The organism is Micromonospora sp. IBHARD003, from assembly GCF_056106285.1.
Genome location: NZ_JBWBBX010000001.1, coordinates 3998322 through 4019793, shown reverse-complemented (window position 1 = coordinate 4019793; position 21472 = coordinate 3998322). Strand labels below are relative to the sequence as shown.

Here is a 21472-nt window from a genome sequence, read left to right as displayed (position 1 = left end):
CGGCCTTGCGCGCCACCTCGGGAAGGACGCTGGTGTACGTGTCCGAAGTGATCGTGATGGAGGAGTGGCCGAGCATCTCCTGCACGACCTTCATCTCCGCGCCGGCCGCCAGTGCAAGCGTCGCCGCGCCGTGGCGCAGATCGTGCAGCCGGATCGGAGGAAGGCCAGCCTCGGCAGCCAGCCGCCGGAACTGGTCTGTCACCCATGCCGGGTGGAGCCACTCGCCGTTCTTCTGCGTGAACACGCGGCCGGTGTCGACGTATGCCTCGCCCCAGGTGAGGCGCTCCTGCATCTGGCGCTTGCGGTGCTTCTTGAGCACCTTCACGGTCTCGGAGTCGAGGGCGACGACGCGTTCGCCACTGTCCGTCTTGGGCGCGGACTCCTCTACCTTCCAGCCGCGCTGTACGAGCTGCGTGGTGATCGTGAGGTGCCCGGCCCCGAGGTCGGTGTCCGTCCACTGCTGGCCGCATGCCTCGCCACGGCGCAGGCCGCGGAAAGCGATCAGATGGAACAGGGCATAGAGGCGGTGCTTCGACGCGCGGTCGAGGAAGGCGCCTGTCTGCTCGGGAGTCCAGACCATGACGGGCGACGGTTTGTCTCCCGTTCGCCTCCACTGGGCCCTTCGCTCGTCCGTCCATACGAGCGCCTTGGGTCGCTTCCCGGTCTCCAGTTCGACGTGTGACGCCGGATTGAACGTGATGAGCTGCTGAGCGATGGCGTCATTGAGGGCAGCGCGAAGCGTCGCCCGGATGCGCTGTCGGGTTGCGGCGCCAGTGACCTTCCGGAACGGCTTCATCTCGGCGAGCTTGGCGCGCTCCGCGGCGATCCGCGCGCGTTCGGCGGGAAGGGGGCGCCCGGATGTGGTCGGCTTGCTCAGGGCGATCTGCGCCCGCCGGTTGGCGTTCTCGGCGAGGATCTCCTCGTTGTGCTCCTCGATCGCGTCGAACAGCTCGACCAAATGCCCCACGTTGAGCCGGTCTAGGCGGTGCTGTCCGATGTGTGGCTTCAAGTGGAGACGGATGTGCGATTCGTATCCGTCGAGGGTGGAGTCGCGTCGCCGCTTGCCGGCGAGCCACTGGTCTAGCCAGTCGCCGACCGTCAGGCGGGCAGCGAGGGACTGGCCGGTGCGGAACCGGCGTTGGGTCTCCTCATAGTCGGGTATGGCCTCCTTCTTGGAAGCGACCGTTTCGAGCAGGTCACCGATGAGGAGGCGGCCGTCCAGGTCGTCTTCACCGGGGATTCCGAGCAGCGCGCGCAGCTTGTCGAGGTCGCCCTGCGCCTCGTTCTTCGTGGCGTATCCGGAGCGGCGGAAGGTTCGGCGCTTTCCGTCCCGGTCGTTCGGCAGCTCTTGACGGACGTTCCACAGGCCGTGGCGCTTCTGTGTGAGTTTGGGGCACGACTGCCCGTACTGCTTGCCCGTCTCCGGGTTGCGGCAGGCGCACCGCTTGAAGGTTGAGCCGGTCAACCCTTCTCCTCCCCCTCGTCGAGCGGGTCGAGGAATGCCTCACTGAACGCCCGACTGGCTTCTTCGTAGGACTTCTGTGTCTCGCGGAGCTGAGCGAGGGATTCCTCGTACTCCCGTTCCGCGGCTTTCTTGCGCCGTAGCGCTTCCTCAGCGCGCAACCGCGTGCTCATGTGCAGGGAGTACGCGACGCGGTAGGTCGATTCGATCAAGGACTGTTCCGTGGTCTCTGCCTGGTTGCCGAGCAGCTCGTTGACGGAGGTTCCGAAGCACAGGGCCAGCGCAGCAGCCTCGTTGACTCGTACGGGGCGTGAGCCGGCCTCGGTCTTGGCGACGGTGGTCTGACGCCACGAGAACCCACTGCGGCTCATCATCGTCGCCACGTCCTCTTGGGATAGGCCGCGCGCTGTGCGGAGTTCACGCACAGCCTCGCCCAACGCCTTCTCGGGTTCGTAGCCGTAGCTCCAGGCAGTCTTTTCCGGCTGACCCTGTTCATTCTCCACGGGAATGAACGCTACACCCTGGGTGGGGTTGACACCAGGCAATCCAGGGGATCATGCTCGGAGGGGATAGATCGCTCAACCTTCTGGAGGATGTAATGAGCGTGCTCGACGACCAGAGCGCCAAGGGAATGACGGCAGCCGAGCTGATGGCCCTGCCGGTCAGCTTCGACCTCGACACGGCCAACCGAGCCTTGGCGCTCGGCCGAACCACTGGGTACGCCATGGCGAAGAACGACGAGTACCCGGTGCGAGTCCTCCGCCTCGGGCGGCAGTACCGCGTGACTCGGTACGACCTGCTGCGCTTCCTCGGCTTCCAGAGCGACGCGCAGGCCGAGGCGGGCGCGGCGTGAGCAACGGAGACCGCATCCGCCGCCCGGCTTCCTTGCCGACGATGAGCTACCGCCTGCCCGTCTCGCATGGGTGGGCGGTGCTCCCTGACGCCACTCGGGAGCTGGGTGGTCTGACCCCGACGCCCGACGGCTTCCGTGCGCGCCTCTTCATCGGGGGCGCCCGGGATATCGACGATCACACTGCTCGGACACTGGCCGCTGTCCTGGCACGCTCCGCGGGTTATCAGGTGCACGGCACCGATCCGCACGGGCTCGCCAGCGTCGTGCGTCTGCTCGCCGCGTTGCTGGGGCGGTGAGAGTTTGACTGCCCCGACCCCAGACCCGTTTCGCGTTGCCCTGTGGCTGGCTGCGCAGGGATACGCGGTGCACCCGCTCGCACCGGGGCTGAAAGTGCCCGTACGCGGGTGCGCCCGGTGCTCGCCCGGCACTGCCGAGCGTCCCAACCCCGCGTACACCGAGCATGACGGGCGCGCTTGCCCATGCCACGCGGAGGGGCGCCCCTGTCACGGGGTGCTCGCCGCCACGATTGATGCCGACCGCATCGCCGCATGGTGGGGCCGTACCCCCGCGGCCGGCGTCGGGGTGGCCGCGGGCCCGTCCGGCCTGGTGATCCTCGACGTTGATTGCCATGGAGGGGAGGTGCCGACCGAGCCCGAGCGACTGCTCCCCGGCGTCGAACTGCCCGACGACGTCGCCGCGGGCAGCATCCTCGACGGTCGTGATGTGCTCGCGCTGCTGGTGGAGGTACGCCGCGCCACGCTGCCCGGCTGCGCTCCGGAAACGCTCACCGTCCGCACCCCGTCCGGGGGGCTGCACTACTGGTTCCGTGCTCCGGCCGGAACGACATGGCGTCCGCAAGCGGGGGCGCTCGGGTGGCAGCTCGACGTACGCGCGGGAGTGTCGTACGCGGTGGCGCCGGGCACGGTCATCCGCTCCGGCACGTACACCGCGCTCGGCGACTGCCGCACGGTCGCCGAACTGCCCGTGTGGCTCGCCCGTGATCTCGACCGCACCGGGCACCGCGTACGTCCCGAGCGGCCTCGTGTCGCCCTGCCCTGGCGCTCCCGCAGCGTGGGCAGCGGGTATGTGGCCGCCGCTGTCGAGGCCGAGTTGCGCGCCGTCGCTGAGGCGCAGCCCGGCACGCGCAACCACACGCTCAACCGCGCCGCGTTCGCCCTCGGCACCCTGTGCGAGGCGGGTCGGCTCGACCGCGCCCAGGTCGCCGAGGTCCTCGCCGACGCCGCTCGGCACGTAGGACTGCCCGACCGCGAGGCCGAGACCGCGATCCGCTCGGGCCTCGCCGCGGGCGAGCGGCACCCGCGCGCACTGACCGGAGTCGCCGCATGACCCAGGCCCTAACCTTCGACCCGTCCGCCGCCGCGCGCTCCATCGTCCCCTTCCCAAGGCAGGAACCGGGCGCAGTGCCGCCGCATGTCCCGAAGCAGGAACGACAGCCCCCGCAGGCCGAGGTCCTTCGTGTACTTGGACAGAACCGGTTCCGGTACCTGCATCACAACGGCTCCCCGTACGCGGTGCCGTACGACGGTCCGCCCGTCGGCGTGCCGCTGCGTGCCACCGCCCACAGCGGCACGGGCAGCCTGCGACAGCACCTCATCCGTGCGTACGTGGCTGAGCACGACCGCACCCCTTCGCAGTCCGCGCTCGCCGACGCCCTCGCCGCCCTCGACGCGCTCGCCATGCACGCACCCGAGGGTGAACTGCCCCTGCGCATTGCAGCCGACCCCGACGACCCCACCGTGACATGGCTCGACCTCGGCCGAGCCGATGGCGAGTCCGTACGCCTCGCCCCTGACGGATGGACGCTCACTCACCCCGACCCCGAGACCGGGCCGGTCTGGCGCCGTACCAAGCTGATTCGCCCCCTGCCGCGCCCCGACCAGGGCCCGGGTGGCTGGCGCGCCGGTATCGACGAGTTCGCCGAGCTGCTGCCGTTCACAGCTGAGACGCTGCCGCTCGCCATCGGCTGGCTGCTCGCCGCACTGCGCCCGAGCATCCCCCGGCCCATCGCCTACCTCACCGGCGAGCAGGGCACGGGCAAGAGCACGTCGGGACAGATGCTCTCCGGGGTCATCGAGGGCGCCCGCGCTCCCCTGCGCCAAGCCCCCGAGACCCTGCGCGACCTCGGCCCGACCACCGCAGCCGGCTGGATCCTCGCCCTCGACAACCTCTCCGGCATGCCCGGATGGCTCTCCGACGCCCTGTGCCGCATCGTCACCGGCGACGCGCAGGTAACCCGCGCCCTCTACACCGACGACGACGTAAACGTCTTGACCTACCAGCGGCCCGTACTGCTCACCGGTATTGACCTCGGCGCGGTCCGCAACGACCTCGCCGAACGCATGATGCCGCTTGAACTCCAACCCATCCCACGGCACAAACGACGCACCGCGAGCGCCCTGTGGGCCGCCTACGAACAAGCGCACCCGCGAATCCTCTGCGCGCTGCTCGACCTCGCCGCCGAAGTGTGGGCCGACCTCCCACGCGCGGCTGCCGAGTTGACCGAGCGCCCGCGGCTCGCCGACTTCGCCGAACTGCTACACGCCCTCGACCGCGTCACCGGATGGCACAGCCTCGACGCGTTCACCGGAGCGCAGGACGCACTGAACGACGCTGTGCTCGACGGACACCCCGTCGCCGCAGCCCTGCGTGAATGGACCGCCTCATACGCCTTCCCGCCCGCGGGCTGGCAGGGGACCATGGCCGAGCTTCACCGGCAACTCGGCAGCGACGGACGCGGCATTGCCGATGGCTGGCCGAAGACGCCCGCAGTCCTCAGCGCCCGTATCCGCCAGGTCGCTCCCGCACTCCGAGCACGCGGCATCCACCTAGCCCGGACCTCCGGCAGCAACAAGAACGGCAAGGTGTGGGCCGTCACCTACGCCCCACCCTCATGAACCGCCCCACGCCCTCAACGCGCCCCGGCACGGCACCCCGCCGCCCGGGGCGCTCCTGCGTCCAGGGGACGCGAGGGACGCCCAGAGGACGCAAGGGGACCGCGGGGGGACGCACCCCACGCCCTACGTCGTCCCCCCCACGACACCCCTACCCACACCGAAGCGGCGAGGCTCCCCCGTCAAGGGGACGCTGGGGACGCCTCCAACCCCCCATCCCTCTGTCCACGTCATCAAGGTGAAGAGAGAGGTAGAGAGGAACCCGGAAACAGCGTCCCCCGCGTCCCAACCGTCCCCCTCTACACGCTGGAATGCCGCCCTGCGACCGGTCGCGACCTTGCGCGCGGGCGCGCGCGAATACCGCGCCCCACTGACAGGGCGGCGGACAGTCCTGCCAAGGCTTCCGAACGTGCTCATCCGGATACCGACCGCCACGCGCACAAGGGCGTGGCCGAGGACGTCGCGACCGGTTCAGCGCAGGTCGAGCAGCATCACGTCGTGCAGGCTGGCGCCAGCCCACGGGCGCGCCTCGCCGACCTTCCGGTACCCCCATGCCCGGTACGCGGCCACCGCCGCCTTGCTGTCCGGGTGGACGTTGAGCAGCACCCGCTCTGCCTCGGTGCCGTCGAGCAAGGCGTCGTGCAGGCGGCGGGCGATGCCCTGCCTGCGCCAGGCGACGCGTACGGCAAGTTCCATTAGGCCGAACGTCCGCCGGCCGTCCTCGTGGCGTATCTCCTCGGGTACGGGCACGGTCAGTTGGTCCCACCAGCCTGTCTGCGGGCCGAGGGGATAGCCGTACGCCATGCCGACAGCCTCGCCGTCCAAGGCGCTTGCCAGGGCGCCGCGAAAGGTGGCCTTGCGGGTCTGTGAGCGGAAGCGGCGGAACGCGGCTGCGACGTCGGTCTCGGTCTCGTCGTAGGGAGGGTCGGCGAACGCCTCGGCGTAGACCAGACGGAACGCTTCCTCGGCCTTGGCGGCGGTCGGCCCGTCGAACTGCTCGACGCTGACCTGTGCTGTCGGACTCATCCGGGCCCCTCTCACACGGTTTCGCGGATACGTGCCACGCATTCGCGGGCCGTTGGGCTGTCGACTTCCCCGACCGTCCGTTTGAAATCGTGCACCTTGCCCAGCAGGCGGGGCGACGTGATGCCGCCCCAGGTATCCAATACGCCGCCCACCTCGGCGCATGCCTCGTCGACCTCTCCCGCGGCGAGGAGAGCACCGGCGAGCTTGACGCGGTACGAGGCGCTGTTACGGGCGAGCCCGCCGCCGATGCCGCGCACGGCCGCGCGGAGGAACGGTACGGCGCGTTTGGGCTGATCTGCCCGTACGTACATGTCCGCCGTGGCGTAGTCGACCTCGAACGGCCCTACGAACTTGGCCCAGTTGGGCACGTCCGCGTCGGAGTCCACGCGCCCCTGGTAGCGAACCGCGCGGGTCAGGGCGCGGCGGGCGCCCAACAGGTCTCCGGCGTGCGTGGCGACATTGGCATCGCGGAGCGCGATCACGAGGTGAACGGTCGCACCTGCCCCGGCTCGGGTCGCGAGGCGGTAAGCGTTCTCCACGGCGCTCGCGGCCTCCCATGACCGGCCGGCCTTGACCGCGAGTAGTACCAGGGTCTCCAGCACGGAGACCTGTAGCAGCGGGTTGTCGACAAGCTGCGCCACGGCGAGCGCTTCCATACAGGCGCCGCGGCCCTCGGCGACGCGCCCGCCGTCATAGCCGTACCAGGCCCGGTGCCCGTGCAACTCGGCGAGCATCGTCTGTAGCTCCCGGCCAACACGGGAGGTGTACGAGGCACTGCCCAGGGCGCGCGTGATCTCCGCTTCAATGCGCTCAGCCTGCGTGCTCGCCGGCACACTGCCCACGGTGTGATCCGTCTGGTAGAGCCCGTCGAGCCGCTCTCTCAGCCGCCCGAGATCGGTCGTGCCGATGCGAGGCCCCGACGCGGCAGGTAGCAGGGTCGCGGCAGCGAGGGCGCCCGCGTCTGCGACGAACGTTCTCCTCTTCACCTCTCCAGCGTCGCTGATCGGCGCCGCTACAGTCACCCGATGACCGGGGACGACGAATCCCATCTCGGCAAGCGGCATACCGAACATGGCCTCAAGTACTGCTTGCTGGCCCGGATGTGGCAATGGCGGCGGTGTCTCACTCTCCCACCGTCGCAGTTGCCGGACGCTCACCGCGGCAGCGACGCCGAGGCGGTCGGCTTCCTTCCGGAACGCCTCGACGAATGATGCCTGCGTGTGCCCGGCGGTCTGACGTAACCGCGCCAGCCCACCCGTCACCTGTCCCGCCATGCGCTGCCCCCTCGCCGCTGCGGAATGTGCTCCCACGGTAGTGATCTGACCCTCGCTGTCGAGGCGAAAACGTCCGCCTAAACGTCCGCTACTTGGCGACCCATGAGGCTCCTTCAGACGGTGGACTGGTAGCACACCGGATCTACAACGCCCCTGAGCAGCGGGAGAGCGCATGCCCATGACCATTCGTGTGTACAACATCAACGGCCGGACAGGGCAGATCGTCCAAGAGCGTGCAGAGGTCGTCGTCAGGCCCGGGGTCCGGGACAGCCCGCCTACGAACCCCGTCGCGTTTCCGCCCTGCCAGTGCACCCGCTGCGAACCGAAGGGTGGAGCCCGATGAGCCAGAGCCCCACCATCAGGTACGCCGGACCGAGTCCGCTCGACCCAAGTGGGTTCCGGACCGGGCTGGAATGGAACACCAACGGACGTGCCCGCGCTCGCGCAGCCGAGATCATCGCCGAGCATCGGGCGGACCGAACCGAGGTCGTGCTCGACGCACACCTGCGCTCCGAATGGGCCGCGCACGCGGTGCGCTCTCCTGGTCTGCTGGTCGCCGTTCAGCAACTGATCGGCGAGGCGGTCGCCGTCGAGAACACCTTTCTGATGATCAAGTGGCCCGGTCGCGATTTTTCCGTGCCTTGGCACCAGGACGGCACCAACAGACGGATGCAGCTCGACCCTGAGAAGTCCGTCGCTGCCTGGCTGGCCGTTACGGACGCGACCACCGCCAACGGCTGCTTGCAGGTGATTCCCGGCTCACACACAGCCGGATACCTCACCAACGACCGCGAGGAGAGCAACGCTCGCCGCGGGAGGGCGCTCAGCACGCAGGGGATGCCCAACGACGCCCACGACCAAGGGGTATGGCTTCCCCTCAACGCAGGTCAAGGGTGCCTGATGGACGTCCGGCTACTCCACCGCTCGGACAGCAATACGACGGCCGGTACCCGCATCGGCTTGAACGTCCGCTACGTCGCTCCCGGTGCCATCCGGTCGAGCGACTCCCACAGCCCCAGCCTGTACCCGCTCACCGGGTCGGGCTGGTGATCGCGCACCATCCACGGCGCACCATCGACAGACAGAGGAGAACCACTGTGACCATCCTCGAAACCAGCGCCCCGCCGATCACCCGCGTCCGGGTGCTCACCGGCGAGGACGTCGACCCCGCGCGGCGCGGCAGCAAGCAGGTTGTAGCGTTCAGCGACTGCCGCTACTACTGCCCCGACGCCGCGACCGTTGAACGGTGCATCGAGCACCTGCGCGCCAGCGACGAGCGCCTGCGCTCTCGCCCCGACGAGCAGATGCTCTGGGACTGGGAGTGCACGTACTTCGAGGCCGACCCGGACAACGAGAACGGCGGCGGCACGGTCCTGCTGGGGGTCGCCTGGTACGACCGCGCGTTCTTCGACGACCGCCGAGGCGCCTGGTTCGGCGCCATGCACACCCGGATCTACAAGGAGATCGGTGTGCCGTTCGAGAACGTGACCGTCGAGCACTGGCTCGCGCTCGACGCGGCCGAGTGGAAGCCGGAGGCGTCGGCGGCGTAGCCGCTCAGGCTCACCAGTAGAACCCTGGCCCCCGCCACGCACTCCGTGGCGGGGGCCAGTGCCCGTCTTGGCGGGCGCCCCCTGTCGCGCCTACTCCGCAGCGACGGCTCGCTCTTGAGGTGCCGTACTCACCGGCAGGGCATCGGGGCGCAGCAACTGCGAGGAAATCAGCAGGGCGCAGAGCGCGCAGCCGGCCACCGCTGCGCCCCCCAGCACGAACGCCATGCGGGGTGCGGCATCCACGACCAAGGGCAGCACCAGCATCCCGGCCGTGCCGCCTGTACGGATAATCGTCTGATCAACGGACATCAAGCGCAGCCGCTCGACCGGGGCGAATGCGCCGAGATGCGCCCGGAGGGTGACACTCGTCGCCGGAGTGACGACGCCCGTGACGAAGGCGAGCAGTAGCAGCGAGGGTATGCCGAGCACCAGACCCATGCCCGCGGTAGCCGCGCCCTGTACGGCCCAGGCACCGCAGTACACGGTCAGCCAGCCGCCCGAGCGGCGGTTGCTCGCGAGCGGGTTCCCCAGCAGGGCGCCGACGCCAACGGCCGCAGTGGCAAGTCCGTACATGGCAGCACCTGCGCCGTATCGCGTGGCGAGCAGGGCGGGCATACCGACGGCTGTAACGGCTGAGCAGAACAGAGCCACGCCGTGCAGGCCGATCGCCAGTCCGACCCTGGGGCGCTCACGCAGCAGCGGCCACGCCCGTACCGACGACCGTGCCCTGCCCCCGGAGCGCCCTACCGCTGCACCACCGGCCGTCGTCGCGTACCGACGGCCCAACCATCGCAGGGCCACGGCGGAGACGGCGAACGTCGCGCCGTTCAGGGCGAACAGTTGGACCTCGGAGACGATGAGGAGCAGCAGGCCGATGCTCGCCGGGCCTGCGATACGGGCGATACGGCCAGTGAGGTCGAGCAATCCGGTGATTTGCTGTACCCGCTCGGGCTCGACGAGATCAGGAACCAGGGCGCCGAGGTTGGGATCGAACAGAGCCCCTAGCACCCCGAGCAGCAGTACCCCGGCAAGCAGCACGGCGATACCGCCCGCGTCTGGGGACCACAGGAACGGGAGGGCAACCGCGACGGCCGCACGTGCCCCGTCGACCCATGCGAGGGCGCGGTACGAGGAGAAGCGAGCAACCACTCGCCGGCCCACCGTCCCGAGAGCGATGTACGGCAGCGACTCCGCCACCGCTACAAGCCCCATGAGGGAAGCCGATCCGGTCGCGGCGTACACGACCCACATGACCGCGAGCGCGTACAGCCGATCGCCGAGGACGGAAAGGCTCTGCGCCAGCCACAGAACCAGGACGGGCCGCCGTCGCAGCAGCCGCAGGTGTTCCATGGTTCCTCCGAGCTGAGCTGTGCAGATCGGAGCAGCAGGCCCGATCGAATCGCGGCCAACCCTAGGACCGCGGGCACCAGCCGGAGCAACGTTCTCCCGTTCCTCACACGAAAGCGGCAGGGCCGGTACCGAGCGCGACGTACAAGAGGTGCTCGCCGGGCAGGCGGTCGTCCCGCTTGCCCGGCAGCGGTGACGGCCCCGGCGGTACGAGGGGCGGTGCCGCTGAGGCGGGAAGCTGATGAGGCTGTAGACGACTCGTCGACCTTCCCCAGGCATACCGCCCTCCTGCCCCTGGGAGGGCTGCCGGGGGCAGGAGCGGGTGGCGTGGCGTTCGGGGGAACGGTAGGTGTGTCAGCCGAAGCAGCCGGGGACGGGGTTGGCGTCTTGGCAGTTGGTCGGGACGTTGTCGACGATCCGGACCTTGCCGTTGGTGACGACCGTGCCGTTGTTGCGGACGCCGCCGGCGGGTACGTCGGAGATGTTGCCCTTCACCTTGGTGTCGGTGAGGGTGAGGTGGCTGCCGATGTCGACTTCGATGCCGCCGCCGCGGCTGTCGTCGCCCACGGCCCGGTTGCCTAGGACCTTCGTGTCCCGGAGTGCGACCTCATCGGGGTCGTTCAGGTCGACAAGGATGCCGCCGCCGTGAGCGAGACTGCCGGTGGTGGCGTTGTCGATGATCTTGCTGTCCTCGATCGTCGCGGACGCGAAGAGACTCAAGCCGCCTCCGCCCTCGATCCCGACATTGTCGCTGATGCTGCTCTTGCGCACGAAGAGACTGCCCCCGTTGTGGGCGATGCCGCCGCCGTCCTCCGCCGCGAAGTTGTGGGCGATGGCGCTCTTCTCGACCTCGACCACGCCGCTGAGGTTGGCGATGCCGCCGCCGTCGTCGGTGTGGTTGTGGCTGAGCAGGCTCTTTGTGATCTTTACGGAGCCGCCGGAGTTGAGGATGGTGCCGTCCCCGTCGTTGGTATCGCCGGTGTTGCCGGTGATCTTGGAGGTGGTGATCTCGAGCTTGCCTCCGGTGTTGTAGATGGCGGAGCCGTCGTCCCCCGAGTTCTTGCTGAGGGTGCTGTGGCTGATCGCGGTGATGCCCTGGTTGTAGATGCCGCCGGCGACGCTGGTCTCGAGGTTGTCGACGGCGTTGTTGGTGAGGGTGACGTGGTCGAGGTCGAGCCGTCCCGCGGAGTCGACCACGATGCCACCACCGTCCTGACCGGCGGCTGCTTTGCCGCGAGTGAGGGTGAGGTGGCCGAGTTTCAGGTCGCCGCCAGAGCCGACTTCGAAGATGCGGAATTGGTCCGCATTGGCGGCGCGGGCGATCGTCGCACCCTGGCCGAAGATCGAGATGGGCTGAATGATCTTCGGCAGGCCGTTGCCGTCCTGGCTGGCTGTCAGGACGTAGGTGCAGTCCTTGGCCAGGACGAGCTGCCCGCCACGGTTCTCGTTCAGATCGACGAGCGCCGCGACCAGGGCGTTCGGGTCGCACCCCACATGCCGCTCGCCGCCGTCGTGATCCCCGTAGTGGTGCTTCTTGCCCTCGTGCTCCTCGTCGCCGTGGGCGTGCCCGTCGCCGTACTCCCGGTCCCCGCCGCCCTTCGAGGCGGCGGGCTTCCTCTTGCCTTCGTGGTCCCTGTCGCCCTCGCCCTTGTTGGTCTCCGTGGCGTCGTCCCGCACGGTAGGGGCAGCCTTCGTCTCGGTCGCTTCGGCGTCCGTGATGCCCGCGACGGCAGTGGTACCGGTCATGGTGACCAGCCCGGCCGCGGCGAGAACGGCCGCCTTCCAGTGACGGCTGAGCGCCGCCGTCTTCGCACGACGCGGGACACCCGCGATCATGCCTGGTGATCTAGGCATCCGACGTAGCTCTCCTTCTGTGTGACGGCCCGTCACGTAGCGGACCCGGGCAGGAGTGATAGCGACTCACATCAAAACAGAAAAAAAGCCGAAAATCGGATAATTGCGATAGGTGGGGTGTCTCGACCTCGGGCCGCGGCGACACAGGAGGTGCTCGCCGGGCAGGCGGTCGCCCAGGTGGCCCCGCTTGCCCGGCAACGGTGACGGTCATACGTGCAGGTCAGACCTCAGGCGCGTGAGCCCGATGTGAGCCCGGACGCCTGCGGACGGAGTGGGATCAGGCGGTACAGGACTCGACTCGGTGCCTGGCCTGACCAGGCGGAATGGCATGGGTGGGCATGGCGAGTCACCCGTGATCACTCGGACTCCTCGACTTTTAATCCGTTGGTTGTGGGTTCGAGTCCCACACGGCCTACCGAACGACCAGCCCCTGACCTGCGGTGAAAGCCGGAGGTCAGGGGCTGACACGTTCTCGGGCGTTCCCGGGCTCCGCTCCCGGGCCGAGGTACCGGTCCAGTGGCCGGCTCGAACAGGCGGTGCGCCTGAGCCGCGATGGATTCTCGGCGCAGGATCTGGAGATCCTGGAACAGATGCGGCAGGTCCAGAGATTCGTCGATGTGCGGGCCGAGGCCAATGAGTTGTCCCCACCGAATCCCGCCGCCACGGGCCCGCGCCTTCCGCGAGTTCTTCCGGGTCACCCAGTTCGTCGCCTTCCCCGTCATCGAGTTCGTCCCCCTCCGCCAGCGCAACAGCCAAGCTCCCGCAGACCGTCGCCGCCTGATCAGGGTTCGCTGCGGTCGTCCGGCGACGACGGCCAGTGCTCCAGCAGGAAGTGCAACGCGTCGACGTTCCGGTCCCAGGACGACTGGACATCGCGGTCGGCCCGGAAGCCGCCGCTCGCCTCGATGTTGCTGTAGCCGTGGAAGGCGCTGCGCAGGAGCCGTACGGCGTCGGTCAGATCAGGCTCGGAGAGCGGATACGCGCGCAGCATCGCGTAGGTGGCTTCCATCATGCGGCGGTGTCCCGGTGACTCGTCGACGACCTCCGGGCCGAGGGGGATCTGAGTCGCCGCGTAGCGTCCCGGGTGCTCCAGCGCGAAGGCGCGGTACGCCTGGGCGAATGCCGCCAGTGCGTCCTTGCCGGCGCGGCCCGCGACCGCCGTCGTGACGCGGTCGCCGAACTCGCGGGAGGCCAGGAGTGCGACCCGGGCGCGCAGGTCCGCCGCGTTCTTCAGATGGGAGTAGAGGCTCGCGTCCCGCACGCCGAGGCGGCGTGCCAGCGCGGAGACCGTGACGTTGTCGAATCCGGTCTCGTCGGCCAGATCCGCCGCCGCCTTCACCACCCGCTCGGTGTTGAGCCCCGCACGAGCCATGCACCATCTCCGTCCCTGGTCTCCGTCGTCACACATCAGCCTAGGACATTTAATCGATTGCCTAGGAGGCCTAGGAAACCTAGCGTCACGGGTATGAAGGCACTCACTGAGCAGGAGATCCGCGCGTCCTTCGTCAACTGTTCGAAGGGCGAGACCAAGCGTCTGGCCGTGCCCCGTGACCTCGGCGAGCGCCCCTGGGACGACCTGGACTTCCTCGGCTGGCGGGACCCGGCGGCGCCCGACCGCAGCTACATCGTCGCCGAGCGGGACGACCGGCCCGTCGGAGTGGCCCTGCGCTTTCCGTCACGGCAGCGCGGATATCTGCATCGCAGCATGTGTTCCCTGTGTCTGACCACGCACCCCGGGGGCGGCGTCTCCCTGATGACCGCGCGCAAGGCGGGCCCGGCGGGCAGGGAGGGCAATTCGGTGGGGGCGTACATGTGCACCGATCTCGACTGCTCCCTGTATGTGCGGGGGATCAAGGTCCCGGTGCCCGGCGGGCGGCTCAAGGAGTCGCTCACGGTGGAGCAGCAGATCGCACGCACTCGGGTCAATCTCTTCGGGTTCCTGGACTCGCTGGACGGCTGACCGCAGCGCGGTCCGGATGGCCAGGCCGGGGACGAACCGGCTGTGGACATGCGCGTTCGGCCCTGTGGTGGGAAAACTGGAGGTATGGCTACCAAGGCACTCCTGGAGGGCGGACCGGACGATCTGCAGGGGAAGATCGTGCCGATCACGCCACCCGGACAGGAACTGAAGATTCCGCACCACGGCGGCTACGAGCACTTCAAGGCCACCACGCGTCACGAGGACAGTCCGGAGGGGCGGTTGACCGTGTACAAGTGGTGGGAGCGGACGGAGATCGCCGAATAGTCGTCGCCGGTCGGCCGGGCGCGGCCCGGGGCGGCCGCCGCAGTCGCCGCCCGGGGCCGGGGAGACGTGTGCCGGACAGGGTCGCCGCCAGGTCGCCGAACGGGTCGCCGGACGGGTTTTTCGCCCGGCAGTACCGGCTTCCACGACACCCGGGGGGAAAAGTGGAGTGGATCTTGCTCCGCATGGCGTAAGGTGGTGTTCACCGACGCGGGGTGGAGCAGCTCGGTAGCTCGCTGGGCTCATAACCCAGAGGTCGCAGGTTCAAATCCTGTCCCCGCTACTCAAGGCCGATGGCCCGAATCCAGAAGGATTCGGGCCATCGGTGCGTCCAGGCCCGTCCAGGCCCTGTCCGGGTGCCGTACGGAGCCGGTGACCGGAGCGGCTGCCGTGTGCCGCCGCCTGGGGTACGGTCACGAGAGGGCCCCCGGTGACCATCGCCTCCGCCAGGACCTGGTCCGGTTGGCCGACGGCGACTCGCCCCGCGGCGCGGCTACGGCCAGCCTGGGTGGGGCGCGGTACCGTCCGCGATCGTGGTCGGACCGGCAGGAGAACAGTCGTGGCATACAACGCAGGCGACGAAGGACCCCGGCGCAACCGCGGCCGTGTCCTCGTCATGCTGCTGCCCTGGCTGATGATCGTCGTCGGAGTGGTCTTCGATCTGTTCACGCCCGAGGCGTACCGCGCGTCGCCGCTCTTCGCCGCCGCTCCGCTGCTCGCCGCCCCCTTCTACTCCTGGCGCGGCACCCTGCTCGCCATGGTCACCAGCGTGCTGACCGTGCTCGGTCTGCACATCTACAACGGCACGGTGGGCCAGGTGCCGGCGACGACCGAGGTCCTGACCGTGCTCACGGTGTCCGTGGTCGCCCTCTACATCAACCGGGTGCTCCGCCGCAGCGGTGAACGCCTTGCCTCCGCGCGGGTCATCGCCGAGGCCGCCCAGCGCGCGGTCCTCCCCACGCCCGCCGAGCGGATCGGTGGCCTGCAGGTCGCGGCCCGGTACGAGGCGGCGCAGGCGGACGCGTTCATCGGCGGGGACCTGTTCGCGGTACAGGACACGCCGTTCGGTGTGCGGCTGGTGGTCGGGGACGTACGGGGCAAAGGGCTGGACGCGGTCGAGACGGTGGCCGTGCTCCTCGGGGCGTTCCGCGAGGTGGCCGACGAGGAGTCCGCGCTGGAGGGGGTCGCCCAGCGACTGGAGCGGGCGCTGGCGCGTGAGGGTGCCCGGCCGCACGGACTCGACGAGGTCGAGGGGTTCACCACGGCCATACTCGCCGAGATCCGGCACGGCGAGGGGCGCGTCCGGGTGGTCAACAGGGGCCATCCGCCGCCCATCGTGCTGTACGCGGACGGGGCTCTGGACCTGCTGGAACCGAGCCAGAACGCGCTGCCGCTCGGCATGGGGGAGCTCGCCCACTGGCCGGACCACGCGGACGAGGCGCCCTTTCCTCCCGGGGCGACGCTGCTCCTCTACACGGACGGTCTGACCGAAGCCCGGGACGGGCACGGCACCTTCTACGATCCGCAGGAGCGGCTCTGCGGCCGTATCTTTCCCGGGCCGGACGGGCTGCTGGACGCGCTCGTCGCCGATGTGCGGCGGCACACCGGCGGTGGCCTGACGGACGACATGGCGCTGCTGGCGGTCGGCCGGCCCGGTGTGCGGCAGCCGGCGCGGCGCCGGACGATGCCGGTGGTGTCCTAGGGGTTTCATGGGCACGTGGGCACGTGGGCGCATGGGCGTGCTCCGGGCGCCGTGCCCGATCCTGCGGGTACGGATGCATGTACGGAAGGTGATCGACGCGCAGCCCTTCCCCTCACGTGTGACGTGCCATCAGAAATTCAACCGTGAACATTGAGGTGTGAGGGGCGGTCAAGTCGCACGACTCGCCCGCAATCCGGCTGATTTGTCCCCACTGAGATTCATTAACGATCAACGGGAACGGCTTGGAATACGGCCTCGGTGTCTATTAACGTTCGATAACGCAGCGCGGTCGTCCCAGCCGCCGCAAGAGGCGGCACCGTGCGCATGCGCCGAATCCCGCAAGGGAACCGGGGAACCACCAATTGGGGTGAATCGGGTGCTTCGTCGTGCCCGTAGGAGACCTTCCTGCTCCGAACCCGTCAGCTAACCCGGTAGGCGAGAAGGAAGGAAAGGAGCACGCCTCCGTGGCGTCAAACGAGCCTGCCCTCCAGGAGTTTCCCACCACCGAGTGGCCTCCGACCGCCGAGTGGAACCTCTCCTCCGGGGCGGAGGAATGGAACCCCACCGAGGAGACCGTTCGTCCGGTCCGCGGCAGGCACCGCGTCGCCAAGCAGCGCAACGGACTCGCGCGCAGCTCCACCGTCCTCGGCGTCGGGGTGATCGCCGCCGTCGGTGCGGGTGGCATGGCCACCGCCCAGGACAAGCCGGCGGTATCCATCTCCCTGCCGGACACCATCACGGACAATCTGCCGGACGCCGCGTCGCTTCCCGGGGTCGGCGACCTGATCTCGGACGATTCCGACGAGCAGGACGATGACGCCAATGCCCGGCCGCTGACCGCGCAGCCCGTCTCCGACACCGCCACACAGGCCGGCTCCCAGCAGGGCAACGCGGGTGAGGCCCTGCGTGCCCGGATCCTCCAGCAGGCCGAGCAGCAGCAGGCCGAAGTCGAAGCGGAGGCCACGAACGCGGCCGAGCAGGCTGCCGCCGTGAAGGCCGCCGCGGATGCCAACAAGCAGCAGTCGGCGGCCGAGGCCCAGGCCGCGGAAGCGAAGCGCGAGGCCGAAGAGGCGAAGCGGAAGGCCGAAGAAGCGGCGGAGGCCGAGCGGCTCGCCAAGCTGGCCGCGAGCTACTCGCTGCCGACGTCCTCGTACACCCTCACCTCCACGTTCGGCGAGGCCGGCTCCATGTGGTCGTCCGGCTACCACACCGGACTCGACTTCGCGGCCCCCACGGGAACGCCTGCCAAGGCCGTGCACGGAGGGACCGTCAAGTCCGCCGGCTGGTCGGGGGCGTACGGGTACCGCATCGTGCTGGAGCTCGAGGACGGCACCGAGATCTGGTACTGCCATCTGTCCTCGATGACCGTCGGCGCGGGCCAGAGCGTCGCGACCGGCGAGACCATCGGGCGTGTGGGCGCCACCGGCAATGTGACCGGTCCGCATCTGCACCTCGAGGTGCACACGTCGGGCGGCGACGGGGTGGACCCGGCGGCATGGCTGCGGGGCAAGGGCCTCAGCCTCTGATCCCGGCCTGAAGTCCCGGAAGCCCTGGAAGACGGACCCTAAGCCATCCCCTAAGCCGACCCTAAGCCCGGTAGGGGTTGTACCCCTCGTAGTCCCTGTGTGGCGGCGGCACCCGTACGCGGCCCGTCGCCCTGGCGGCATGCGTCAGAGCCGGGGACGCGATGTGCCTGCGCTGCCAGAGGTGGTGGAGCAGCTCCTGCTCACGGGCGATGAAGTCGGGACCCGCCGTGCCTTGGTAAGCCCGGTGGCGGAGGAAGGCGAGCGAGGTCGCGAACGCCTCGTACTCCGACACGGCGCGGGCCGCCATGCCCCCGTGGGCGCGGTTGACGAGATCGCGGGCCATCGTGCGGGTCTGCATCGAGGACAGGGCCTGTGGCTCGGCGGGGGAGAGCCAGCCTGCCGCCGCGTACGCGGGAAGCTGGGCCGCGACCGTACGCAGCTCGCGTTGCCGGGTCCAGACCGCCAGCCAGGTCAGCAGGGCGAAGGCAGGCACCATGACGGCCCCGTACACCGCGTAGAAACCCCAGGGGCCGAAGACCGCCGAGCCGTTCCACAGGGCGTGCGCCCCGATCGCCAGGGTGAGGCCGAGCAGAGGCAGCACGGTCCTGCGCAGCCGGCGGCGCCGGGCGGTGAGCGCGGCGGCACCGAATCCGATGCCCGTGAGCACGGTGAAGAGCGGATGCGCGAACGGCGACATCACGATCCGTACGAAGAAGGTCGCCGCCGTGACGGACGCGAAGCCCGAACGGCCGAACTCCTGGTCCTCGAGGAAGGCGTTGCCGAGATAGAGGACGTTCTCGGTGAAGGCGAAACCGGTCGCGGTGAACCCGGCCACGACGACGCCGTCGACGATTCCGGTGAAGTCCCTCCTGCGGAAGAGGAAGAGGAGCAGCACGGCGGCCGCCTTGGCGCTCTCCTCCACGACGGGAGCGATGACCGTGGCGCCGATCGTGTCGGCCGACGCCGGATCGGCCGTCGCGGTCGCTATCCACTGGGTCGCGAAGGAGTTCGCGATGATCGCGACGAGCGCGGCGGCGCAGGCGCCCCAGGCGAAGGAGAAGAGAAGGTTCGGCCACGGGCACGGCTCGACCCGGTCCAGCCAGCGGAACGCCGCCATCAGCAGCGGCACCGGCAGGAGAGCGAGGCCGAGGCCCACCAGGAAGCCCTCGGTGCCGGTCTGCTCGCGGACCAGTGCCAGGATGACCAGGCCGCACAGGACCAGCAGGGTGATCACGGCCCAGGCGCGCACCGCCGTGTTGCCCCAGAGGGAGCGGCGCGGCTTGTAGCGCCAGCGCGCACGCTCCGGCACGGCGTCGAAGAGCACGTGCTCGTCGCAGGCCGGGACGAGGGGGTGGGGCGCCGTGGGGTACGGCAGCCGGGACCGGTCGGACACCCGACGACCCTAACGAGCACGACTGACAGCGCGCGATGCGTTAACAGGCATTCCGGACGTGTCACGGGGCACGTCGGGCGCCGTCACCGGTACGGCTTCCGTCCAGACGACAGGACCTAGTGCTGTGGCCGGATAGGTTCACCGGCTCGCGGCGCCCTGCACGGCCACAGGACCTAGCGGGCACTCCTGCGGAACAGCAGGTCGTGCACCACATGCCCCTTGTCCAGGCCCTGGCCCTCGAACCGGGTCAGCGGCCGGAACGGGGGACGGGGCGCGAAGCCGCCGTCCTCCCTGGTGTTCTCGAAGTCCGGGTGCGCCGAGAGCACCGCGAGCATCTGCTCCGCGTACGGCTCCCAGTCGGTGGCGCAGTGCAGCACGGCGCCGGGCTTCATCCGGGTCGCGGCGAGTGTGAGGAAGTCGGGCTGGATCAGCCGGCGCTTGTGGTGGCGCTTCTTGGGCCACGGATCCGGGAAGTAGACACGGAGGCCGTCCAGCGCGTCCGGGGTGAGCATCTCGCGCAGCAGGATGATCGCGTCACCGTTGGCCACCCGGACGTTGTCGAGGCCCATGCGCTCCGCGAGCCCCAGGAGATTTCCCTGCCCGGGGGTGTGCACATCGACGGCGAGAATGCCGGTGCCGGGGTCGGCCGCCGCCATCTGCGCGGTCGCCTCACCCATCCCGAAGCCGATCTCCAGGACGACCGGCAGACCGCCGAACATCTCGTCCGGATCGAGCGTCCGCAGTCCGTCGATGTCCAGCCCCCAGACGGGCCACAGCCGCCGCAGCGCGTCGTCCTGCCCGGCGGTCACCCGGCTGCGGCGCGGCTGGAAACTGCGGATGCGCCGCTCGTGGTGCGACCCGGCCGGATCCGCGGCGGGGCCTCCGGGAAACCGCGGCTCACCCTTGGCGCGGGCCGCGACGACACGGGGCCCGACCGCCGGCGGGGCGGCTTCGGTGGTGACGTCGGTGACGCTCTGGAACTCAGACACAATGCCCCGATTGTACGCGCGGGGGCAGGGCCGGTGGGGGGCCCGTGCCTCGGGCGGAGCGCGGCTCAGGAGAGCCGTGCGAGCGCGCGGCGTGCCACCTCGCGGCCGATCGGGAGGGAGGCGGTCGCCGCCGGAGACGGGGCGTTCAGGATGTGCACCGTGCGCGGGGCCTCCCGGATGAGGAAGTCGTCCACGAGGGTGCCGTCACGCAGCACCGCCTGGGCGCGCACACCCGCGGCGACCGGCCGAAGATCGTCCTCCGTGACCGCGGGAAGCAATCGGCGGACCGCTTCCGTGAAGGCACGCTTCGACAGCGAACGGTGCAGCTCACCGGCGCCGTAGCGCCAGTGGCGGCGCGCTATCCGCCAGGAGCCGGGCCAGCCGAGTGTCGAGGCGAGCTCGCGCGGACGGACCGTGGACCAGTCGTATCCCTCGCGGGCGAGGGCCGGCACGGCGTTCGGGCCGACGTGGACACCCCCCTCGACCCCCCGGGTGAGATGGACCCCGAGGAAGGGGAACGCGGGGTCCGGCACCGGATACACCAGCCCCCGCACCAGCTCGGGGCGGACCAGCTCGTAGTACTCCCCCCGGAAGGGGACGATCCGCATCCCGGGCTCGTCGCCGGCCAGACGGGCCAGCTCGTCGCAGTGCAGCCCCGCCGTGTTCACCAGCACCCGGGCCCGGACGATCCTCCCGGTCGAAGTGCGCACCGCCACCCCCCACGGGCGCCGGTCGACCGCCTGCGCCTGCTCGCCGTAGAGGATCTCCGCGCCCGAGGCGCCCGCCACCTCCGCGAGCTGCGCGGCGACCGCGCCGAAGTCGCACACCCCGGTCGTGCCGACATGGATCGCCGCGACTCCGCGTACCTGCGGCTCGTGCTCCGTTATCTGCGCGGGGCCGAGCTCACGCACCGGAATCCCGTTCTCCCTGCCGCGCTGCACCAGGGCGTGCAGCCGCGGCAGCTCCTCGCTGCCGGTGGCGACGATCAGCTTGCCCGTGACCTCGTGCGGGATCCCGTATTCGGCGCAGAACTTGACCATCTCCGCCGCGCCGCTGACGGCGAAACGTGCCTTCAGCGATCCCGGCCGGTAGTAGATACCGCTGTGGATCACTCCGCTGTTGCGTCCGGTCTGGTGCCGGGCGGGGCCGGGCTCCTTCTCCAGCACCGTCACCGAGGTCCCGGGGGCCGAGCGCGTCACCGCATACGCCGTCGACAGACCGATGATCCCGCCACCGATCACCAGCACGTCGCAGTCGTACGCCGCTGTCATCCCACACCTCCCACCCCGGCTGTGCCCCGCCGGGGACACGGCATCCGGGAGCGGCTGTGCGACGGCCGCTC

Annotated in this window: 19 protein-coding genes, 1 tRNA gene, 1 pseudogene and 1 riboswitch; of the genes and pseudogenes, 11 read left to right on the top strand and 10 right to left on the bottom strand. The window is 69.8% G+C overall.

Features of this window, described 5'->3' with window-relative positions; genetic code table 11:
* Positions 1–85 precede the first annotated feature (85 nt).
* Together ACTWOL_RS17830 and ACTWOL_RS17825 are read right to left on the bottom strand one after the other, a co-directional pair.
* Positions 86–1465, bottom strand: a pseudogene (locus ACTWOL_RS17830) (site-specific integrase); the annotation flags it as partial.
* Positions 1462–1965 carry a helix-turn-helix domain-containing protein gene (locus tag ACTWOL_RS17825; protein WP_474297728.1) on the bottom strand — a complete coding sequence of 168 codons (504 nt, stop codon included), beginning with the start codon at positions 1963–1965 and terminating at the stop codon, positions 1462–1464. The gene ACTWOL_RS17825 and the pseudogene ACTWOL_RS17830, both read right to left, overlap by 4 nt.
* A 95-nt stretch (positions 1966–2060) precedes the next feature.
* On the opposite strand from ACTWOL_RS17825, the gene ACTWOL_RS17820 reads away from it, so the two are divergent.
* The 4 genes from ACTWOL_RS17820 to ACTWOL_RS17805 are packed head-to-tail and all read left to right on the top strand — an operon-like array spanning position 2061 to position 5230.
* Positions 2061–2315, top strand: a complete 255-nt coding sequence (locus ACTWOL_RS17820; protein WP_474297727.1) for a DNA-binding protein — start codon at positions 2061–2063, stop codon at positions 2313–2315.
* The gene (locus ACTWOL_RS17815) at positions 2312–2611 is read left to right on the top strand and encodes a hypothetical protein (protein ID WP_474297726.1); all 300 of its coding nucleotides are present in this window, start codon (positions 2312–2314) and stop codon (positions 2609–2611) included. Before ACTWOL_RS17820 ends, ACTWOL_RS17815 begins: the two co-directional genes overlap by 4 nt.
* A gap of 4 nt (positions 2612–2615) precedes the next feature.
* On the top strand, positions 2616–3662 hold the full coding sequence (locus ACTWOL_RS17810) for a bifunctional DNA primase/polymerase (protein ID WP_474297725.1): 1047 nt from the start codon (positions 2616–2618) through the stop codon (positions 3660–3662).
* Positions 3659–5230: a hypothetical protein gene (locus ACTWOL_RS17805; RefSeq protein WP_474297724.1), complete on the top strand. Its 1572-nt coding sequence runs from the start codon at positions 3659–3661 to the stop codon at positions 5228–5230. Before ACTWOL_RS17810 ends, ACTWOL_RS17805 begins: the two co-directional genes overlap by 4 nt.
* A 468-nt stretch (positions 5231–5698) precedes the next feature.
* On the opposite strand, the gene ACTWOL_RS17800 is transcribed toward ACTWOL_RS17805, so the two are convergent.
* Together ACTWOL_RS17800 and ACTWOL_RS17795 are read right to left on the bottom strand one after the other, a co-directional pair.
* Entirely contained in the window at positions 5699–6253 is a 555-nt protein-coding gene (locus ACTWOL_RS17800; protein ID WP_474297723.1) for a GNAT family N-acetyltransferase, read from the bottom strand.
* An 11-nt stretch (positions 6254–6264) separates the two neighbouring features.
* Positions 6265–7527: a hypothetical protein gene (locus ACTWOL_RS17795; protein WP_474297722.1), complete on the bottom strand. Its 1263-nt coding sequence runs from the start codon at positions 7525–7527 to the stop codon at positions 6265–6267.
* Between the two features lie 339 nt (positions 7528–7866).
* On the opposite strand from ACTWOL_RS17795, the gene ACTWOL_RS17790 reads away from it, so the two are divergent.
* Together ACTWOL_RS17790 and ACTWOL_RS17785 are read left to right on the top strand one after the other, a co-directional pair.
* A complete protein-coding gene (locus tag ACTWOL_RS17790; RefSeq protein ID WP_474297721.1) occupies positions 7867–8577 on the top strand; it encodes a phytanoyl-CoA dioxygenase family protein in 711 nt (236 codons plus the stop codon).
* A gap of 47 nt (positions 8578–8624) precedes the next feature.
* Complete coding sequence (locus ACTWOL_RS17785) at positions 8625–9077, top strand: hypothetical protein (RefSeq protein ID WP_474297720.1); 453 nt, start codon at positions 8625–8627, stop codon at positions 9075–9077.
* A gap of 90 nt (positions 9078–9167) precedes the next feature.
* On the opposite strand, the gene ACTWOL_RS17780 is transcribed toward ACTWOL_RS17785, so the two are convergent.
* The 3 genes from ACTWOL_RS17780 to ACTWOL_RS17770 form a co-directional block, all read right to left on the bottom strand.
* Positions 9168–10427, bottom strand: coding sequence for an MFS transporter (locus tag ACTWOL_RS17780; RefSeq protein WP_474297719.1), 1260 nt, complete (start codon positions 10425–10427; stop codon positions 9168–9170).
* Between the two features lie 351 nt (positions 10428–10778).
* Positions 10779–12278 carry a right-handed parallel beta-helix repeat-containing protein gene (locus ACTWOL_RS17775; RefSeq protein WP_474297718.1) on the bottom strand — a complete coding sequence of 500 codons (1500 nt, stop codon included), beginning with the start codon at positions 12276–12278 and terminating at the stop codon, positions 10779–10781.
* A gap of 781 nt (positions 12279–13059) precedes the next feature.
* Positions 13060–13650: a TetR/AcrR family transcriptional regulator gene (locus ACTWOL_RS17770; protein ID WP_474297717.1), complete on the bottom strand. Its 591-nt coding sequence runs from the start codon at positions 13648–13650 to the stop codon at positions 13060–13062.
* Between the two features lie 93 nt (positions 13651–13743).
* Between ACTWOL_RS17770 and ACTWOL_RS17765 the strand changes: the two genes are divergently transcribed.
* The 5 genes from ACTWOL_RS17765 (at position 13744) to ACTWOL_RS17745 (ending at position 17748) form a co-directional block, all read left to right on the top strand.
* Entirely contained in the window at positions 13744–14238 is a 495-nt protein-coding gene (locus ACTWOL_RS17765; protein WP_474297716.1) for an FBP domain-containing protein, read from the top strand.
* An 84-nt stretch (positions 14239–14322) separates the two neighbouring features.
* Positions 14323–14523: a DUF5988 family protein gene (locus tag ACTWOL_RS17760; protein ID WP_474297715.1), complete on the top strand. Its 201-nt coding sequence runs from the start codon at positions 14323–14325 to the stop codon at positions 14521–14523.
* A gap of 206 nt (positions 14524–14729) precedes the next feature.
* Positions 14730–14803: transfer RNA gene (locus ACTWOL_RS17755), tRNA-Met, on the top strand.
* Positions 14804–15079: 276 nt separating this feature from the next.
* Positions 15080–16222, top strand: a complete 1143-nt coding sequence (locus ACTWOL_RS17750; RefSeq protein ID WP_474297714.1) for a PP2C family protein-serine/threonine phosphatase — start codon at positions 15080–15082, stop codon at positions 16220–16222.
* A gap of 317 nt (positions 16223–16539) precedes the next feature.
* A riboswitch (cyclic di-AMP (ydaO/yuaA leader) is annotated at positions 16540–16675 on the top strand.
* 11 nt (positions 16676–16686) lie between these two features.
* Entirely contained in the window at positions 16687–17748 is a 1062-nt protein-coding gene (locus ACTWOL_RS17745; RefSeq protein WP_474297712.1) for a M23 family metallopeptidase, read from the top strand.
* A gap of 61 nt (positions 17749–17809) precedes the next feature.
* On the opposite strand, the gene ACTWOL_RS17740 is transcribed toward ACTWOL_RS17745, so the two are convergent.
* The 3 genes from ACTWOL_RS17740 to lhgO all read right to left on the bottom strand — a co-directional run bounded on the left by ACTWOL_RS17740 (position 17810) and on the right by lhgO (position 21401).
* Positions 17810–19141, bottom strand: coding sequence for a PrsW family intramembrane metalloprotease (locus ACTWOL_RS17740; protein ID WP_474297711.1), 1332 nt, complete (start codon positions 19139–19141; stop codon positions 17810–17812).
* Positions 19142–19314: 173 nt separating this feature from the next.
* Complete coding sequence (gene trmB / locus ACTWOL_RS17735; protein ID WP_474301184.1) at positions 19315–19980, bottom strand: tRNA (guanosine(46)-N7)-methyltransferase TrmB; 666 nt, start codon at positions 19978–19980, stop codon at positions 19315–19317.
* A 215-nt stretch (positions 19981–20195) separates the two neighbouring features.
* On the bottom strand, positions 20196–21401 hold the full coding sequence (lhgO, locus tag ACTWOL_RS17730) for an L-2-hydroxyglutarate oxidase (RefSeq protein ID WP_474297710.1): 1206 nt from the start codon (positions 21399–21401) through the stop codon (positions 20196–20198).
* Between the last annotated feature and the right edge of the window lie 71 nt (positions 21402–21472).

Bases quoted from the DNA above. Each gene is read 5' to 3' on its own strand.
- ACTWOL_RS17795 (WP_474297722.1), bottom strand. From the start codon at position 7,527: ATGGCGGGACAGGTGACGGGTGGGCTGGCGCGGTTACGTCAGACCGCC.
- lhgO (WP_474297710.1), bottom strand. From the start codon at position 21,401: ATGACAGCGGCGTACGACTGCGACGTGCTGGTGATCGGTGGCGGGATC.
- ACTWOL_RS17760 (WP_474297715.1), top strand. From the start codon at position 14,323: ATGGCTACCAAGGCACTCCTGGAGGGCGGACCGGACGATCTGCAGGGG.
- ACTWOL_RS17820 (WP_474297727.1), top strand. From the start codon at position 2,061: ATGAGCGTGCTCGACGACCAGAGCGCCAAGGGAATGACGGCAGCCGAG.
- ACTWOL_RS17770 (WP_474297717.1), bottom strand. From the start codon at position 13,650: ATGGCTCGTGCGGGGCTCAACACCGAGCGGGTGGTGAAGGCGGCGGCG.
- ACTWOL_RS17765 (WP_474297716.1), top strand. From the start codon at position 13,744: ATGAAGGCACTCACTGAGCAGGAGATCCGCGCGTCCTTCGTCAACTGT.
- ACTWOL_RS17780 (WP_474297719.1), bottom strand. From the start codon at position 10,427: ATGGAACACCTGCGGCTGCTGCGACGGCGGCCCGTCCTGGTTCTGTGG.
- ACTWOL_RS17775 (WP_474297718.1), bottom strand. From the start codon at position 12,278: ATGCCTAGATCACCAGGCATGATCGCGGGTGTCCCGCGTCGTGCGAAG.
- ACTWOL_RS17790 (WP_474297721.1), top strand. From the start codon at position 7,867: ATGAGCCAGAGCCCCACCATCAGGTACGCCGGACCGAGTCCGCTCGAC.
- ACTWOL_RS17800 (WP_474297723.1), bottom strand. From the start codon at position 6,253: ATGAGTCCGACAGCACAGGTCAGCGTCGAGCAGTTCGACGGGCCGACC.
- ACTWOL_RS17805 (WP_474297724.1), top strand. From the start codon at position 3,659: ATGACCCAGGCCCTAACCTTCGACCCGTCCGCCGCCGCGCGCTCCATC.